At 41.5% G+C, this 16,555-nt stretch carries 19 protein-coding genes and 2 tRNA genes; 12 read left to right on the top strand and 9 right to left on the bottom strand.

What is annotated here, in order from left to right:
* Positions 1-226: 226 nt before the first annotated feature.
* The gene (locus J2746_RS12675; protein WP_209621648.1) at positions 227-511 is read left to right on the top strand and encodes a ferritin family protein; all 285 of its coding nucleotides are present in this window, start codon (positions 227-229) and stop codon (positions 509-511) included.
* Between the two features lie 11 nt (positions 512-522).
* Positions 523-795 carry a ferritin family protein gene (locus J2746_RS12670; protein WP_245250154.1) on the top strand — a complete coding sequence of 91 codons (273 nt, stop codon included), beginning with the start codon at positions 523-525 and terminating at the stop codon, positions 793-795.
* Between the two features lie 33 nt (positions 796-828).
* On the opposite strand, the gene J2746_RS12665 is transcribed toward J2746_RS12670, so the two are convergent.
* The 4 genes from J2746_RS12665 to J2746_RS12650 form a co-directional block, all read right to left on the bottom strand.
* Positions 829-1,566 (bottom strand): heparan-alpha-glucosaminide N-acetyltransferase, encoded by a 738-nt coding sequence (locus J2746_RS12665; protein WP_209621638.1) that lies wholly within the window; start codon positions 1,564-1,566, stop codon positions 829-831.
* Between the two features lie 19 nt (positions 1,567-1,585).
* Complete coding sequence (locus J2746_RS12660; RefSeq protein ID WP_209621635.1) at positions 1,586-2,044, bottom strand: Zn-ribbon domain-containing protein; 459 nt, start codon at positions 2,042-2,044, stop codon at positions 1,586-1,588.
* Between the two features lie 73 nt (positions 2,045-2,117).
* Positions 2,118-2,987: an S-methyl-5'-thioadenosine phosphorylase gene (mtnP, locus tag J2746_RS12655; protein WP_209621633.1), complete on the bottom strand. Its 870-nt coding sequence runs from the start codon at positions 2,985-2,987 to the stop codon at positions 2,118-2,120.
* 13 nt (positions 2,988-3,000) lie between these two features.
* A complete protein-coding gene (locus J2746_RS12650; RefSeq protein ID WP_209621631.1) occupies positions 3,001-3,702 on the bottom strand; it encodes a phosphoribosyltransferase in 702 nt (233 codons plus the stop codon).
* 190 nt (positions 3,703-3,892) lie between these two features.
* Between J2746_RS12650 and J2746_RS12645 the strand changes: the two genes are divergently transcribed.
* The 4 genes from J2746_RS12645 (at position 3,893) to J2746_RS12630 (ending at position 6,518) form a co-directional block, all read left to right on the top strand.
* Positions 3,893-3,967, top strand: a tRNA-Met gene (locus tag J2746_RS12645).
* A gap of 122 nt (positions 3,968-4,089) precedes the next feature.
* A tRNA-Met gene (locus J2746_RS12640) sits at positions 4,090-4,164 on the top strand.
* Between the two features lie 90 nt (positions 4,165-4,254).
* The gene (locus J2746_RS12635) at positions 4,255-5,088 is read left to right on the top strand and encodes a DMT family transporter (protein WP_209621626.1); all 834 of its coding nucleotides are present in this window, start codon (positions 4,255-4,257) and stop codon (positions 5,086-5,088) included.
* A gap of 110 nt (positions 5,089-5,198) precedes the next feature.
* Positions 5,199-6,518 carry a signal recognition particle protein Srp54 gene (locus J2746_RS12630; RefSeq protein WP_209621621.1) on the top strand — a complete coding sequence of 440 codons (1,320 nt, stop codon included), beginning with the start codon at positions 5,199-5,201 and terminating at the stop codon, positions 6,516-6,518.
* 32 nt (positions 6,519-6,550) lie between these two features.
* On the opposite strand, the gene J2746_RS12625 is transcribed toward J2746_RS12630, so the two are convergent.
* Positions 6,551-7,120, bottom strand: a complete 570-nt coding sequence (locus J2746_RS12625; protein ID WP_209621619.1) for a GMP synthase subunit A — start codon at positions 7,118-7,120, stop codon at positions 6,551-6,553.
* 294 nt (positions 7,121-7,414) lie between these two features.
* On the opposite strand from J2746_RS12625, the gene J2746_RS12620 reads away from it, so the two are divergent.
* The 6 genes from J2746_RS12620 (at position 7,415) to J2746_RS12595 (ending at position 13,769) form a co-directional block, all read left to right on the top strand.
* Positions 7,415-8,782 (top strand): DUF7125 family protein, encoded by a 1,368-nt coding sequence (locus J2746_RS12620; RefSeq protein ID WP_209621616.1) that lies wholly within the window; start codon positions 7,415-7,417, stop codon positions 8,780-8,782.
* Between the two features lie 152 nt (positions 8,783-8,934).
* Positions 8,935-9,732, top strand: coding sequence for a 2-amino-3,7-dideoxy-D-threo-hept-6-ulosonate synthase (locus J2746_RS12615; protein ID WP_209621613.1), 798 nt, complete (start codon positions 8,935-8,937; stop codon positions 9,730-9,732).
* A gap of 37 nt (positions 9,733-9,769) precedes the next feature.
* Entirely contained in the window at positions 9,770-10,912 is a 1,143-nt protein-coding gene (locus tag J2746_RS12610; RefSeq protein ID WP_209621610.1) for a 3-dehydroquinate synthase II, read from the top strand.
* Positions 10,913-10,936: 24 nt separating this feature from the next.
* Positions 10,937-11,641 (top strand): type I 3-dehydroquinate dehydratase, encoded by a 705-nt coding sequence (gene aroD / locus J2746_RS12605; RefSeq protein WP_209621607.1) that lies wholly within the window; start codon positions 10,937-10,939, stop codon positions 11,639-11,641.
* Entirely contained in the window at positions 11,638-12,453 is an 816-nt protein-coding gene (aroE, locus tag J2746_RS12600; RefSeq protein WP_209621604.1) for a shikimate dehydrogenase, read from the top strand. Before aroD ends, aroE begins: the two co-directional genes overlap by 4 nt.
* Positions 12,454-12,455: 2 nt before the next feature.
* A complete protein-coding gene (locus tag J2746_RS12595; protein ID WP_209621654.1) occupies positions 12,456-13,769 on the top strand; it encodes a prephenate dehydrogenase in 1,314 nt (437 codons plus the stop codon).
* An 81-nt stretch (positions 13,770-13,850) separates the two neighbouring features.
* On the opposite strand, the gene J2746_RS12590 is transcribed toward J2746_RS12595, so the two are convergent.
* From J2746_RS12590 to J2746_RS12575, 4 genes are all read right to left on the bottom strand, one after another.
* On the bottom strand, positions 13,851-14,987 hold the full coding sequence (locus tag J2746_RS12590; protein ID WP_209621601.1) for an outer membrane lipoprotein-sorting protein: 1,137 nt from the start codon (positions 14,985-14,987) through the stop codon (positions 13,851-13,853).
* Positions 14,988-15,248: 261 nt separating this feature from the next.
* The gene (tpiA, locus tag J2746_RS12585) at positions 15,249-15,917 is read right to left on the bottom strand and encodes a triose-phosphate isomerase (RefSeq protein WP_209621597.1); all 669 of its coding nucleotides are present in this window, start codon (positions 15,915-15,917) and stop codon (positions 15,249-15,251) included.
* 171 nt (positions 15,918-16,088) lie between these two features.
* Positions 16,089-16,307, bottom strand: a complete 219-nt coding sequence (locus tag J2746_RS12580) for a type II toxin-antitoxin system HicA family toxin (protein WP_209621594.1) — start codon at positions 16,305-16,307, stop codon at positions 16,089-16,091.
* Positions 16,300-16,551, bottom strand: coding sequence for a type II toxin-antitoxin system HicB family antitoxin (locus tag J2746_RS12575; protein ID WP_209621591.1), 252 nt, complete (start codon positions 16,549-16,551; stop codon positions 16,300-16,302). The genes J2746_RS12580 and J2746_RS12575 overlap by 8 nt, the downstream gene beginning before the upstream one ends.
* Positions 16,552-16,555 lie beyond the last annotated feature (4 nt).

Here is a 16,555-nt window from a genome sequence, read left to right as displayed (position 1 = left end):
AGTGTTTGATACTGTTTTTTGATTGGTTTATGACGCTTTCATCCCTTACCTGTCGCTACGTTCCGAGGAAGGGGACTTCTCGCTTTTGAGTTAAATTTAAAGACATATCTCGTTAGTACTAAATAGGCTGACTGTTCATGTAATACATGGGAGTTATTACTATCTTGATCTTGAAGGTAACAATAACCACATAAATAAATTAATACTTCCTAGGGAGAGTGGAGATATGTTTTCAAAAGTACCAATTAATGTTAGTAAACTCAAGAAAGAAGAGATCGATAAAGAAATATTAAGGGCTGCACTCATGGCCGAGCTGGATGCCATCAACCTTTATGAACAGATGGCAGGCATGACTGATAATAAAGAAGTCAGCAGTGTACTTCTTGATGTTGCAAAGGAAGAAAAAACACATATTGGAGAATTCCAGACACTCCTTCTGGAAATTGACCAGGAACAGGTAGAAGAAATGGAAGCCGGACGGGAAGAAGTTGAAGAAGAACTGGGCAAATAAAAGGTGATAAGATGGTGTTTTCAGAAATTCCCATTGAGCTTAAAAATATCAGTGAAAAAGACATTGACAAAGAGTTTATGAGGATTGCTATCATGGCTGAGTTCGATGCCATTAATATGTATGAACAGATGGCTAATCTTACCGATAATGAAGACCTTAAGACCATATTGCTCGATATTGCCAAAGAAGAAAAAGTCCATGCAGCCATGTTCCAGACAGTCCTCATGGAAGTTGACCATGAATATCTCAAAGTTATGGCAAGTTATGCACTGGCAAAAGAGTAATTGATGTTTCTAACACAGCAAATTGCTTTATAATCATGTAAACAGCAATAGAAGTCCAACTATTACAGGCTGATGCACCAGATAGATCAACAGTGACTTTTTCCCCAGATACTCAAATAATCTCACAACAACATTCTCTTCACAATCACACATCCTGAAACTACGTTTGTAATCAGGATACAGGCTGTTTCCTGCATAGATTCCCAGAAGAACAAGTCCAAACCAGGGAATCATCGGGAAGTAATCAAGGGTGTAGAAACCGAGTGGTTTGAGACCTATCCAGAGAAGCCATGAATAGTCAACGTAAGCTGAATCCATTGGGATTCCTGCAAAGAGCAGAATAAGACCTGCAATCAGGTTTAGCCATCTGTATTTCAGGAATGGATAGGAAATAATTATCGATACGCCTATCAGGTGAAGTATTCCAAAGTAAATAGTGCCTCTTTCCAGGAATATTACTGTTACAAAGGTTATCACAAGACCCCAACCAAAGATTCCGGCACCCCTTTTCAGATTGTGAATGAAGATATCTTTTTCAGATTTGGAACGGGATGCTCTTGAGTAACTTAAAGTTAAGGAAACACCCACAAGAAAAATGAACAGGATAGCAGCGCTTCTTCCAATAACAAGCAGGAGACCTGAATGCATATCAAATTCAGAGATGCTGAAAAAATCAAGATCAAAAAAGAAATGATAGATAACCATCAGAAAGATTGCGATTCCCCGCAGAGCATCAACTTCAAAGAATCGTTCTTCCGGAGTTATACCCATTGCTTACCTCAAAAAAAGATCACTTTTTCTTCTTTTTCTTATCTTTATTTTCCTTAAAAACAGAACCAAGGTGGAGGGCATATGCACCATCTTCCTTGATGGCCATTACCAGCTCCTTGCGGTCAAGCAGAGAATCGAGGTTCAGTTCGTAAGAACCGGGACCAAGAATACGCACGGATTCAACTCTTTCACCTTCCTCTTCAGTGACACTGGAATCTTTCTCCTCAACACCAAGTATATCATCAATTTCCCGGATAATTTCACCTGAAGACATCTCTTCCTTATGCTCATAAGAAGTCTCGTCAATAACATGCTCCTCTCCGGTTTTTGTTGTCTCTGAGTCTTCATGAGACTTCTTTTCAACCTCTTCGTCCTTGACATAAAGGAACTTATTCCAGCCACAATTAGGGCATCCGCTAAGTATTACTGAAGCACCGTCTACAAAGATAGATTCACATCTTGTACACTTATGAGGCATTGGTCCACCGAATTAAATAAGCATCATGATATATTAAAACACTTGCGATAAGCTGCTTACAGACAGCACTGCCTCACTCTTTCAGATATTTTCCGATAAGAGGATCAAGCTTTCTTTTTGTTTCATAAGGAATCATGGATGGAACAGTTGTAATAGCACCCATAAGAGCATCCTTACACATACAATGCTGCTCAAGGCTTAGCTTATCCAGGGTTGATACGATTATATCTTTCACAGCAGCTTCATTCTTCATTGCGTTCTCAATGACAGTCTCGATTGTTACATCTTCATCATACCACACATCATAGTCCGTCACAGTAGCGATCATTGAGTAGCATATCTCAGCCTCACGTGCAAGTTTTGCTTCAGGAATTGCAGTCATACCAATAATATCAAATCCAAGTGACTGATATACAAGGGACTCAGCACGGGTTGAGAACTGCGGGCCTTCCATACATACATAAGTTCCACCCTCTTTGACGCTGTAACCCTTTGAATTGGCAACATCAACTATGGTCTTGGAAGTCTCAGGACAGAACGGGTCTGCAAATCCCATGTGGACAACAATACCATCCTCAAAGAAAGTTGAAGGTCTGGATTTTGTACGGTCATATAGCTGGTTTGGAATGACAATATCCAGTGGTTTGAGTTCTTCTTTCAGACTACCCACTGCAGATGCAGCTATTATGCGCTTAACACCAAGTTTCTTAAGAGCGAATATATTAGCCCTCGAGTTCAGTTCTGATGGAGATATCCTGTGACCTACACCATGTCTTGGAAGGAAACATACACCAACATCTCCATGCTTACCAACTGTTATTGAATCAGAAGGTTTTCCAAAAGGAGTGTCAATATCAACTTCACGTACATTTTCAAGCAGATTGGCATCATAAATGCCGCTTCCACCTATAATTGCGATATCAGCTTTAGTTTTTTCCTGCATCGTATCACTCGTATTACTCAGAAAGTTTCCAGTACTGTTTTCCATCCTCATTTACAGAGCATACGATTTCCCTGCGATGCATCTCTTCCATGATTTCAGGAAGCCTGCCTGGCTGTGCGATCTCAAATGCGAATGATCCAAGAGAGTGATACATATAGAGACCATGCCTTATTGAAGCGATGTCCCAGAGTTCCTTGTCCTCTTTTGTCATGAGAGTTGAAATGAGATCGGTCATGTCCTCAATGAAATTCCACGGGAAGACAACCCATGCCCATTCTTCAAGATGTTCTCCTATAAAATCCGGTTCGAATTCTGAGGAGTCAAGGAACTGAAGAGCTGCGGTCTTTACTTCCTTAGGCTCCTGTTCATTAACATATTCAAGGGAATGCATCAGGCTCTTACCTGTGTCTGCAATATCATCTACAATAAGGATTTTCTTTCCTGCAACAGCATTGTCGGCAAGAGGATATTTGATCTGTGGCCCATCACCTGCAAGTGCAGTTCCAAGATAGTGCTCTATCTTAAGACTTGTAAGGTCATCAAGACCAAGGAAATCACATAACACACGACCTGCAAACCATCCACCTCTTGCAAGGGCAACTATCATGTCAGGTTCATATCCTGAAGCTTTCACTTCGTTTGCAACTTCTCTGCAAAGATCGTAAATGTAATCCCAGTTTGTAACAACACATTTGAATTTGTCAGGTAAGGCCATATTATCTCTCCAATTAGTAAAACTAAAGTTGAATCACTAGTTGAATCACTATATTTAAACATATAAGAGATATAATTTACCTATTTATGTATCGTGCATACTATTGCAAAAAGGGAATCATACGCAACATTTATCAACAATGAAATAGTTGATGGGGGAGTACCCTTCCAGAATAAGCAACAATCTTCGAAGCGGGGTGGGGTAGCCAGGAGATCCCGACGGGCTCATAACCCGTAGATCGATAGTTCGAATCTATCCCCCGCTACTTTTCTAACACAATTATGATATAACAACCAATTAGTGTGTTAGAGCCGTGTTCTGGAAATATACATATATAGTATGCAGACATAGAAAGATTACCTTTCAAAATTAAACTTCAATCCCCGAAGCGGGGTGGGGTAGCCAGGAGATCCCGACGGGCTCATAACCCGTAGATCGATAGTTCGAATCTATCCCCCGCTACTTTTCTAACACAATTAACTATCTTTCAGAAAGCTGAGTTGTAACTCTTTTATAGCATTTACTCGTTCCAGTAAATTCAGGATACAAAGAATGGAACTATCTATTGTTATTTTCGGACTTGTGGCTGCCTTGTGTTGGGGAGCAGGAGATTTCAGTGGCGGAGTTGCAACCAAACGCAACGGAGTAATGATAGTTGCAATCATTTCCCAGATAATAGGAATAATACTCCTTACAGCATCTGCAATAATATTCCGGGAGAACATTCCATCCAATATTGATCTGTTGTGGGGGGCAGTGGCAGGACTTTGCGGAGGTGCGGGGCTGCTGGCACTCTACCATTCACTTTCAGTGGAGAAAATGGGAATTGTGGCACCTGTTACAGCCGTATGGAGTGCAGTTGTACCAATGAGTTTTGGAATGATAACAGAAGGACTTCCAAGTATAAGCCAGCTTACAGGATTTGCTTTTGCTTTCATTGGAGTATGGCTCATTTCAAGGGATGAGAATAGTGAGAAGATCGAACTGAACAGGATAAAATTACCACTTATTTCAGGTACAGGATTTGGTCTTTTTATGATACTCATAGACCAGGTGCAGAGTTCAGGGATATTCTGGCCGCTTGTAGGAGCCAGAATGGCAACTATCCCTACTTTTATAATAGTAGCATATTACAGCAGAAAACTGAAAATATCCGGGATCAAATTTCTTCCACTTATTGTGCTCGCAGGTTTTCTTGACACAGGAGGAAATATATTCTATGTGCTTGCAGCAAAGGCAGGAAGGCTGGATATTGCAGCAATCCTCACCTCCCTCTACCCGGCTGTAACAGTACTTCTTGCATGGGTACTCCTGAAAGAAAGACTCAAGAACAGGCAATGGGCAGGAGTGGTTGCTGTATTGATTGCTGTGGTTTTGATTACGTAATTCTATGCGATGTACCCGTCTACAAACTGAGATGATTTTCACAACAGAATTAAATATTAACTCCCCATTTATTAGAGCAAAAAGAGAGAACTGAAAAGGAAGATCCTTAAATGGTAATGGATAAACTCGGGAATTCACTGCAGGATGCCCTTAAGAAAATAGTAAAATCTGGACGTATCGACGAGCGTACAGTAAACGAGGTCGTCAAGGATATCCAGAGGGCTTTGCTTCAGTCGGACGTGAATGTAAAGCTTGTAATGCAGATGTCAAAACACATCAAAGAGCGTGCACTGAAAGAAGAAGTACCCTCAGGAATGAGTCCCAGAGAACATGTAATTAGAATTGTTTATCAGGAACTTATCAACATAATCGGCAAAAGTACCGACATCCCCCTCAAACCTCAAAAAATTATGATGATAGGTCTGCAGGGTAGCGGTAAAACTACCACCACATCAAAACTCGCACGTTATTTCCAGAGGAAAGGACTGAAACCTGCCGTGGTCTGTGCTGACACATTCAGACCCGGTGCATACCAGCAGCTTAAGACCCTCTGTACCAAACTTAATGTTGCATTCTACGGAGAAGAAGGGAACCCTGATGCAGTAGGCATTGTTGAGAGAGGACTTAAGGAACTCGAAAAGAACGACGTACTCATTGTAGATACTGCCGGACGTCACTCACTTGAAAGTGACCTTATCACAGAGATGGAAGAAATACATGCCGTGGCAAAACCTGATTACAAGCTGCTTGTGCTTGACGGTGCGATCGGCCAGCAGGCAAGTGAACAGGCACGTGCATTCAATGATTCCGTAGGAATATCAGGTGTAGTGATCTCAAAACTTGATGGTACCGCAAAAGGTGGTGGAGCACTTTCCGCAGTTTCTGAGACAAATTCATCTATCGCATTCATTGGTGTTGGTGAGACACCGGAAGACCTTGAAAGGTTTGAGCCTGACAGGTTTATCTCAAGACTTCTCGGAATGGGTGACATCAAGAGTCTTATTGAGAAGGCTGAAGAAGCACTCGGTGAAGAAGACTTTGACATGGAATCAATGCTCCGTGGAAAGTTTACTCTAAAAGATATGTACAAGCAACTTGAAAGTCTTAATAAAATGGGACCAATGAAGCAGATTATGCAGATGCTGCCACTTGGAGGAATGGGTGCCAAGATCCCTGAAGATGCATATCAGGTAACAGGTGACAAACTCGGACGTTACAGAGTTCTTATGGATTCAATGACAGAAGAAGAAATGCTGAACCCAAGGATCATCGGTAGTGCCCGCATCAAGAGAATTGCCAGAGGATCAGGTTCCGCTCCGGAAGATGTCAGAGAGCTCTTGAAGTATCACAAAATGATGCAGACCGCCATGAAAGGATTCCGTGGCGGAAAATTCAATATGCAAAAAATGATGAAGAAAATGGGAATGTGAGAGCAATAGTTCTCACATAAAAAATGCGAGACTTAGTAAGTCTCACATACCCCAAAGAAATTCATTAATAACCGTTCTCCTTTTTCTGTGTGAGCAACTTCAGGGTGCCACTGGACTCCGAAGAGAGGTCTTTCTTTGTGCCTCATTGCCTCACACTCACAGATATCCGATCTTGCAAGCTGGATGAATTCTTCCGGCATTCTGACAACTTCATCTGCATGTGAAGCCCACACTGAGGTTTTGGGACCAAGTCCTTTCAGGAGATCATCTTCCTCCACGACCTCAACTACTATATCTGCATAACCACCTGAGTTTCCGGAACCAACCTCACCGCCGAATGTCTTTGCGATCACCTGGTGCCCCAGACAGATACCCAGGATAGGCAGGTCAATACTTTCCACATATTCAGAGCACATTCCGGCACGCTCCATAGCGGGACCACCACTGAGTATCAGGCCGTCAGGTTCCTCTTCAAGTATTTCCTCAACCGGAGTTGTGTTGGGAACTATCTTCGTATCCATGTCCAGATCCCTGACTGAACGGTGGATCAAGTGACAGAATTGCCCGTAATTGTTGATAACAAGGATCTTTAACTCTCTCATGATTGATTTCCCTGAATTATTTGTGTTGTATAATTGATAATATGCATAGAATTACTGCTAATGCCAGTATTAATATTGCCATTATAGTAATTAACCATATAAGATAGTTTCACAGCACAAACCGATTGAATAAAATATAAACACAACAAACATTGATTGTTTTTTGATATTTATGCCTATGAATAATGTTAAGTAAAATTAAAAGTAAATTAAGTAAGGGAGAGGAAATTTAATATAAATCCTTTGCATAAAAATCTCATTTATTGCCATAGCAATGCCTTATGAGGTACAAAATTGGAAACAAAATTCACAGGAATCGAAGGTTTCGATGAAATACTGGGAGGAGGAATCGCTGCTCCTTCAACAATACTTATAGCAGGCAATCCGGGCAGCGGAAGGACCATACTCGGAGTGCAAAGTTTATGTGAAGCAGCAACTAAAGGTGAGAGAGTACTTTATATCTGTATCACCACCCAATCAGAGAATTCCATAAGAGAATCACTCTCAGAATATTCTTTTTACAACGAAGAACTCAATATACACACATTCAGTGTAAGCTCTGTGGAAAGAGATCCGCTTACAATGCTTGTGGAACTTGGAAATATTGTATCCTCTGTGAACCCTGACAGAATACTCATTGATCCGATCACACCTATTGGATTTGGTTTTCCGGAAGCTGAAAGAAGAAGATTCATTTACTCACTTAACTCAGCCATTGTTGAATGGAATGCTATTGTTTACCTCACAGGAACAATGTCAGAAACAGAGGTCTGCAGATCAGTTATCAGTGATGTTGCAGACGGTATTGTTTATGTATCACAGGAGATACAGAGAAGAGGAAGCAAACGTGTGATCAAGATAATAAAGATGAACAGACCGAATTATCTTGATGGAGAGCATACATTTACCATATCTGGAGACGGAATCGCCATTTATCCGAGAATAACTGCACCTGTTATTGACGAAACTAAGGAAATTAACAGGATAGATGCAGGTATACCTAAATTTGAGGAGTTAAGCAGAGGCGGCCTTTTTGAACTGTCAGCAACATTGATTGCCGGGAATACAGGTACCGGTAAAACACTGTTCGGACTCAGTTTTATTGTTGAAGGTGCACGAAACGGGGAGCCAGGGATAATCAGCACTTTTGAGGATAGCCCGTCTGAACTTAGACGCTATGCAGCAAGTTTAGGGCTGGAACTTGAAGAACTGGAAAAGAAACAATTAGTAAAAATGATCTATACACCACCTTCTGAGATAAATTCCTGTAAGCACACAATAGAACTTCGGAACCTCATTAAGGAAATGGGAGCAAAAAGAGTCCTTCTGGATGACATAGCAGGCTTTGATTATGTACTTGACAACCAGATTGCTAAAAGAGAGCATATTGCCAATCTGATAAGACTTTTCAAGAATATGAACGTCACATCAATGTTCATAAGCGGTAATATGGCGGCAGGAAGCAACATACTACAGTCAGAGATACCCGTGTCATCGCTTGTTGATGTATTGATCCTTCTCAGACATATTGACATTGGAAAAGAGATCAGAAAAACAATGTCAATTCTGAAAATGCATGGTAGTGACCATGAGAAGCATCTTATAAGCTACGATATAACTTCTGAAGGAATAAGCATTGGCGAATTCCTGAAAGATATATGAAATTTTTTAATTCATGCCAGGCAGTAGTACAAAAACTTTTATATACCAAACCGTGCTACTATGTCACATACTAGCACAAAATACACAATACATTAATGTACGATATAATACATTAATGTATATCCAGTTGAACTTACAGAAGGCGAAAGCAGATGACAGAAATTGGTAAAAAAATCCGTATTGAAAGAATAATGCATAGAGACAGCAGAAACATAGTGATCATACCAATGGACCACGGAATATCAGATGGACCTATAAAAGGTCTTATTGACGTGGCAGACACTATAAACAAAGTTGCAGAAGGTGGGGCAGATGCAGTCCTCATGCAGAAAGGAATTGTTAACCACGGACACAGAGGATATGGGCATGATGTGGGACTTATTGTCCACATGAGCGCGTCCACCGCCCTTGGACCTGACCCCAATAATAAGGTTCAGGTATGCTCTGTTGAAGAAGTAATGAAAATGGGGGCAGATGCAGTTTCTATCCATGTGAATGTTGGTTCTGAAACAGAAGCAGATCAGCTCCAGAAACTTGGAAGTGTGGCAGAGGAATGCAACTACTGGGGAATGCCACTTCTTGCAATGATGTACCCACGTGGAAAGAACATTAGCAACCCACATGATCCTGAGCATATAGCTCATGTTGCCAGGGTCGGTGCTGAACTTGGAGCAGATGTTGTTAAAACACTCTACACCGGAAACCCGGATACATTCAAAGATGTGGTGGAAGGATGCCCGATTCCAATAGTAATTGCAGGCGGACCAAAAACAAATACAGATGAAGAATTCCTTCAGATGATAGAAGGTGCCATGGAAGGTGGTTCAAGGGGCGTGGCTATCGGAAGAAACGTCTTCCAGCACGAGAACCCTACAAAAATTACAAAAGCAATCACAGAGATAGTGCATTACAAAAAGTCAGTCGAAGAAGCACTGGAAATGCTGAAATAACGTTGAATCATTTTTTGTGCTTGCGGACGTGCTCATTATGAATAAAAAGATAATCTGGATCAAAGCCGATGAAGGCAACTGGGATGAACGCAAGGCTGTAATTACCACAGGAATGGAATCCGGCGTGGATGCCATAATGGTAGATGCTGCTGATGTTGAGAAAGTGAAAGAGCTTGGAAATGTGAAAGTGGCAGCCTTTGCATCCGGACCTGTTGAAGGTGCAGAGATAGTTGTAGTAGGAAAAGGTGGAGAAGGAGACGGAACAAAGCCATTACCACCAGACTACAGTGGTTCACTCGATATTACAACAGCCCTTCGCCTGAAAGAAGAGGGACTCAAAGTTGCAGGATACGTTATCATTCGCAATAAGGATTATGAGAACTTTGCAGCAGAAATGGGAAGCATCTGCGATTATCTTATAACCATAGGCACTGACTGGCAGGTTATTCCACTGGAAAATCTCATCGCAGGACTGCAAAAAAAGAACGTAATGCTTCTCTCAGGTGTCCAAACTTCAGAACAGGCAAAACTTGCATTTGAAACCATGGAACATGGAACAGATGGTGTAATGCTTGACACTAAAGATCTTAGTCAGATCAAAAAGACTGCAGAAATCGCTGAAACTGCTGGAATCAAGAATCTCCCGATCCAGACTGCCGTTGTCACAAGAGTAGAGTCCATAGGTATGGGCGACAGGGTTTGTGTTGACACATGCAACCTCATGGTCAGAGGTGAAGGAATGCTTGTGGGTTCGCAGGCAAATGGAATGTTCCTTGTACATTCGGAATCAGAAGAAAGTCCATATGTGGCATCAAGACCGTTCAGGGTTAATGCAGGTGCTGTTCACGCTTACATCAAGGTTGGAGAGAAAACACGCTATCTTTCAGAGCTTAAAGCAGGTGATGAAGTTACTATAGTAGACGGTGACGGAAAGCAGAGAACAGGTGTTGTAGGTCGGGTCAAGATAGAGAGAAGACCGCTCATGCTTGTTGAAGCAGATCTAAATGGCAAGATCATCAAGAATATCCTGCAGAATGCAGAAACCATCAAACTGGTAACAAAAGACAAAGAACCAATCGCAGTAACTGACCTTAAGGTTGGGGACGAGATACTTGTCCACTCTGAAGACATCGGTCGCCACTTCGGAATGAAGATCGAAGAGACAATTATTGAGAAATAAGCACAATGAGTCAGGAGCGATTCAGTGGTAAAGATAGGAAATTTTGACCTGGACGAAAAGCCCGCTATTGTTTCGGTTATAGATGACGACCCGGCAGAGAATGCAAAAGCTGCAAACTGGCTGGGTGCAAATGTCCTTGAGCTGAGGCTTGATCTTCTCAATTTTTCAGACCTTGAGGAAGCTAAGAAGACAATTGACAGGATAAAAGTGAACACAAATCTCCCATGTATTGCAACCAACAGATTACAATCTGACGGTGGCAAATGGGAAGGTTCGGAAGATGACAGAATCAAATTATTAGTTGACATTATACCCTTTGTGGAAGCAATTGATATCGAGCTTAGCGCCGATGAAGACCAGCGCAACAAAGTCATCGCAGCGGCAAAAGCAGCAGGATTAACAGTAATTGTTTCCACCCATGATTTTGATGGGACACCTTCTGTGGAAATAATGAAGAAGATGCTCAATAGTGCACATGAAGCAGGCGGTGATATTGCAAAACTTGCGGTCATGGCAAAATCAAAGCAGGATGTACTGGACGTACTTCAGGCAACTGCCGATATGGAGAAGCCTGTATGCACCATTGCAATGGGAGATGTGGGAAAACACAGCCGTATTGTTGCTCCCTGCTACGGTTCAAAACTCACATACGGAGCAATAGCACAAGCTGTTGCACCGGGACAGATCAAGATACACGAACTTAAATCAGCTCTGGAGATTCTCTTTTGAACACAGTTTTTGGCGTATTCGGTGACCCAATAGCACATTCAAAATCACCCGATATGCATAATGCAGCTTTCAGGGAACTTGGAATGGAATGCACATACCATGCTTTCAGGGTCAGCCCTGGGAATCTGAAGGATGCACTTCTTGGAGCTAAAGCCATGGGTTTTGGCGGAGTGAATCTTACAGTTCCACTGAAACAGGAAGCATTGAAGATAGTTGATGCTGACCCGCTGGCAGAGAGCATTGGTGCAATTAATACTGTTGATTTCAAAAATGGAATGACCGGCCACAATACCGATGGTATCGGTGCCAAAAGAGCTATTGAAGAACATGATGTAAAGATTAAAGGTTCTAGTGTTCTGATAGTGGGAGCTGGAGGCGCTGCAAGAGCTATCGCATTTCAGTTTGCAAGAGATGGAGCAAACATAACCATTGCAAACAGAACAGAACAAAAGGCTCGTGATCTCTCAATGGAGGTTTCATGTGTCGGCCTTGCCACAGGATGCGGAATTGACAATATTAAAGACCTGATAGACGATTGTGACATCCTTGTGAATTGTACGACACTGGGCATGAAACCAAATACAGAAGGCACAATAGCCACTTCCAGAGATATGCACAAAGACCTTACTGTTTTTGATATTGTTTACAACCCCCTGGAAACAAAATTGCTGAAGGAAGCAAAAGAAGCTGGAGCTAAAGCCATTACAGGTGAGATGATGCTTGTCTACCAGGGTGCAGAGGCATTTAAGATCTGGACTGGCGTTGAGCCACCAATTGAAGTTATGAAGAAAGCGGTATTGGAGGGCTTTTGAGTTTGAAAGTCCTTATCATAGGCGGTACCGGTGAAATGGGACAGTGGTTCACCCCTTTTTTTAAGAACCACGGTTATGAAGTTGTTGTCTGGGGCAGCAGTGGGAAAGTTGAAGTTGCTGAGCGAATGGAAGTTGAGTTTGCCAGTGACCTTGATGCTGCAATAAGCACCAGCGACATTGTTATCGTAACAGTACCCATCAATATAACCGAGAAGGTTATCAGTGAAACTGCACCCAAGATGAAGAGTGGAAGCCTGCTTATGGATTTCACATCCCTGAAGGTCGGACCAACTGAAGCCATGAAGAAGTACGCCCCCCAAGATGTGGAGATACTCGGTACTCACCCTATGTTCGGACCATCCATTCCAAGTCTGCATGGCCAGATCTTCATTTTAACACCAATCAACGGACGATGTGAGAAATGGTTCCCAATTATGCGCTCACTTTTTGAGGACAACGGAGCACACATTGAGATAATCACTCCCGCAGAGCATGACAGGTTCGTTTCCGTTGTGCAGGGACTGACACACTTCGCATACATCACCATAGGCACAACCTTTGATGCCCTCGATTTCAGCGTGAATGAATCAAGGAGATTCATGAGCCCTGTCTACGACATCATGCTTGATTTCGTTGGCAGGATAATCGGACAGAATCCCTACCTATACGCATACATCCAGATGGAGAACCCGGAAGTTCTCAAGGTGCATGATGCATTCATGCAGCAATGCAGCGAGATGTCATCCATTGTCAGAAAAAATGACGTAGAAGCTTTCACTAATAAAATGAAGAATGCAGCAGTGCATTTCGGTGACACTGCATCTGCACTTCGCAGATCTGACAAACTCATAAACTCAAAGATCGCTGAATTCGACAGGCTGCTGGACTCAATCGGACAGGAGATCGGTGTCAGGCACATCTATTCAGGGATAGTTCACACAGGAATCATTGAAAAGGTGACACCAAGGACTGTTGTTCTTCAATGTGGCAGCAGAATGGTGCCTCTCAAAATAGAGAACATCCGTCTGTTAGATGAAGAGGAACTGCATGAGTGGAAACTCGAAAACCTTGAACATCAGTTAAGAGATATATCGGTGCTGATTCCTGAGAATTCCGATGCTGATGTAATCATGGAACTTGTTTCCTGCAATGATGACATCGTTTCAATTGAGATAATTGACAGGTATGAGGGTGTTGAGGGAACAAAGCGGCTGAGTGTTACTTTCCGTGTTATGATAATGGGTGATGTTGAGGCTGAGAAGGTGCATCAGGAAGTGGAGAGGCAACTGAAGGGAATTGGGTGTAGTGTTCGATGAAATAAAACATATATTCCAACAAGAGTACGATAAAAGGCTCTATTGATTTAAATCCCATAGAGCCTATTTTATACTCACCAATTATGAAAAAGATTCTGCAATTGATTTACTCTCTGATTCATTAAGGGAAGAGATAATGCTAATTGTAATATTTCCTGATTGCCATTCAAGGTTTTTCATATTTCCTCCATAAACAGGATACATCTTACCTTCAATTCCGTTAACATCAATACAACTTACATCTTTTTCAAAACAATCAATATTAGATGTTTTTCTTTCAGATAGAGTTTCCCTGACATGCATTCCATTATTCCCATTAGTATAAACAAGAGTTACTCTTTCATAAGGACTTGAAAAACTACCATATATAAATGATAAGTATTGAGTATCCATACTGGAGGAAACAGTTGTATAGTTGAGTTTGTATCCTTTTGGCACATAATCGGGAGTAAGTATTTCAAAAGTAACCCTTTTTCTTGAGTCTTCCAATTGCATCTTTTCCAATTCAGTACTTAACTGCCCTTCACCCACCACAACTACAGTTGATTCTTTTGGCATCTCAAAATCAAAGTGATTTTCAGGGATAGTAGAATTTATTTTTATGTTTTTAATACGAACTACAAATAAGAGATCTTCATTTTTATCAAAAATTTCATACCTTATAACCATCCAGTTGTTTTTATCAACCCATATCTTTGATTTCTCCCCTATAGTTTCAGTACCATTGATCGGTGGATTTAGCAGCAGTACATAAGCATCACTTCCATCTATAATATCAGAACCAGCAAGAGAAGCTGACATTCCATTAAGTGTTTCATTTAAAAACACAGAATAAAGATTTGGCTCAAATAATTTATCATCATATGAAGTATTGTATAGCGATTTTTTAAAAACAATGTTAGACTCGGGATTATAAATTAACTGCATGCTTCGATTGGAGATCATTTCAATCCCTGAGTCAATGTTTGATGTTTGAAAAGTGCCTTTCATAAACATAGGTTTTTTCCAAATGATACTATATTCATATTTTTCCGTATTGCTGCCATTCAAATATGAATTAACATGCACTGTATAGGAATAATCTTCAAGGGAATCTGCCCTCATATGTACTTTCGATAAAATATCATCAGTGTTAACTTTTTCATCACAACCTAATGATAATGTACACAAAATTGCCAAGACAAAAACTACTGATAGCTTTTCAAAGTCAATCATCATAACTATTCCTTTGAACTCCTCACACACATAGTTACAGTGTGGGAATAGTGCAACGAATATAAAATTAATAAGTATTATGGCCCAATCTTCAAACTATTAGTAGTATGCATCATAATTAAGCATAGTAATTTGGACCCTGAGGAATAATTACTTTCTATTTACTATGGCACTATGTTCAAAACAAAAAGCCATACATAGTTATCCAAAAAATAGAATGAAAAGTAGATATGTAGAAGCAATGATACTGGAACTAAAGAATAATTAGACCTTGCTAACAAGGTCTTCAAGTGCTGCCTTAGGATCAGCAGCCTTCACAATTCCCGATGCCAGCAGAACGCCAACTGAACCAAGTTCCAGAGCTGCTGCAAGATCTTCGCCTTTTGAGATACCTGCGCCGCAGAGTACCTGTACTGCAGGGTTGATCCTCTTTACTGCTTCAACTGAACCTGTGACGACCTCGGGGTCTGCTTTTGATACAGGGATGCCGGAACCGATTAGCTCAGGTGGCTCGACTGCAACGTAGTCAGGTCCGAGTGCTGCTGCAGCGGCTGATGTTGCAACGTTGTTTGTACAGACTATTGTCTTAAGACCTGCATCCTTTGCAGTTGTGATAGACGCATCGATGTTTGCGAGTGTGAGACGGCATTCGGAGTGGTTGATAAGGGTTCCAACTGCGCCTGCGTCCTTGATCGACTGGACGAATGCGTGTCCTGTAAAGCTGCCTGCTCCAACCGGGTCAAGACTCTGTGCATAGACCGGCAGGTCAACCTGTGATGCAACACGGTAAATGTCACAGAACTGTGGTGCAACACCAATTTCAATTCCGCATTCATCTGCAACTTCTTTACATGCCTGTGCAACCTTTACGGCGCCTTCACCTGTACCCTCAAGGTATGTTTTGAGGTTCAGGACAATTAGTGTAGAACTCAAATTAAATCTCTCCAATACGAATTTACCAGTATTAAGGTGAGAAAGAGTATAAAGGTAACTGTGAAAAAAGGAAGGTCAGGTATTCAACAGCATTGAAAAATAATTCAGAACCCTGATATCATGATTCTTGTTCAGTGCCACATGCAACGGAACGTTGCGTTGGTTCTTAAATCATTCACCAAGCCATTCTTCTCTGGATATCTTAGCCTGTTTGAGGATTCTTTGCAGCAATGCAACACTTATTCTACCCTTATGAGGGTTTGGGATTGTCAGGACAAGTTCACCCTTGCTCATGAATGAATGCTTCCCACCGGAGAATGGACCTTCAAAGCCGAATTCTTTTAATCGCTTTACAAGTGTTCTTCGTGTAACGGGAACGAGCTTAGGCAACTGCAACTTCCCCTGAGTCTTCTATGGTGTGACTACCTATTGGTGGAAGAGCTAATCCTTTTCTTAGTCTGAAGACAATCCATTCATCAATGACCTCTTCGAGATTTTTTCTGCATACTTCAAGAGTACTGCCTGTGGCCCAGACACCTTCGAGTTCAGGTACTTCACCATAATATGGTTCATCATCCTCTATAATCTCATACCTGGCATTCTCAAGAGCTGCGTGAATGTATTCAATAAGCATTATT

The sequence above is a fragment of the Methanolobus bombayensis genome (assembly GCF_017873415.1).
Taxonomy (GTDB): Archaea; Halobacteriota; Methanosarcinia; order Methanosarcinales; family Methanosarcinaceae; genus Methanolobus; species Methanolobus bombayensis.
Note: the sequence above shows the minus strand (reverse complement) of the source record. Positions and strands in the feature narration are given on the sequence as shown.

What these genes read in the sequence shown, in the direction of transcription:
- J2746_RS12675 (WP_209621648.1), top strand. Translation starts at nt 227, where the DNA reads ATGTTTTCAAAAGTACCAATTAATGTTAGTAAACTCAAGAAAGAAGAG.
- J2746_RS12670 (WP_245250154.1), top strand. Translation starts at nt 523, where the DNA reads ATGGTGTTTTCAGAAATTCCCATTGAGCTTAAAAATATCAGTGAAAAA.
- J2746_RS12665 (WP_209621638.1), bottom strand. Translation starts at nt 1,566, where the DNA reads ATGGGTATAACTCCGGAAGAACGATTCTTTGAAGTTGATGCTCTGCGG.
- J2746_RS12660 (WP_209621635.1), bottom strand. Translation starts at nt 2,044, where the DNA reads ATGCCTCATAAGTGTACAAGATGTGAATCTATCTTTGTAGACGGTGCT.
- mtnP (WP_209621633.1), bottom strand. Translation starts at nt 2,987, where the DNA reads ATGCAGGAAAAAACTAAAGCTGATATCGCAATTATAGGTGGAAGCGGC.
- J2746_RS12650 (WP_209621631.1), bottom strand. Translation starts at nt 3,702, where the DNA reads ATGGCCTTACCTGACAAATTCAAATGTGTTGTTACAAACTGGGATTAC.
- J2746_RS12635 (WP_209621626.1), top strand. Translation starts at nt 4,255, where the DNA reads ATGGAACTATCTATTGTTATTTTCGGACTTGTGGCTGCCTTGTGTTGG.
- J2746_RS12630 (WP_209621621.1), top strand. Translation starts at nt 5,199, where the DNA reads ATGGTAATGGATAAACTCGGGAATTCACTGCAGGATGCCCTTAAGAAA.
- J2746_RS12625 (WP_209621619.1), bottom strand. Translation starts at nt 7,120, where the DNA reads ATGAGAGAGTTAAAGATCCTTGTTATCAACAATTACGGGCAATTCTGT.
- J2746_RS12615 (WP_209621613.1), top strand. Translation starts at nt 8,935, where the DNA reads ATGACAGAAATTGGTAAAAAAATCCGTATTGAAAGAATAATGCATAGA.
- J2746_RS12610 (WP_209621610.1), top strand. Translation starts at nt 9,770, where the DNA reads ATGAATAAAAAGATAATCTGGATCAAAGCCGATGAAGGCAACTGGGAT.
- J2746_RS12590 (WP_209621601.1), bottom strand. Translation starts at nt 14,987, where the DNA reads ATGATGATTGACTTTGAAAAGCTATCAGTAGTTTTTGTCTTGGCAATT.
- J2746_RS12575 (WP_209621591.1), bottom strand. Translation starts at nt 16,551, where the DNA reads ATGCTTATTGAATACATTCACGCAGCTCTTGAGAATGCCAGGTATGAG.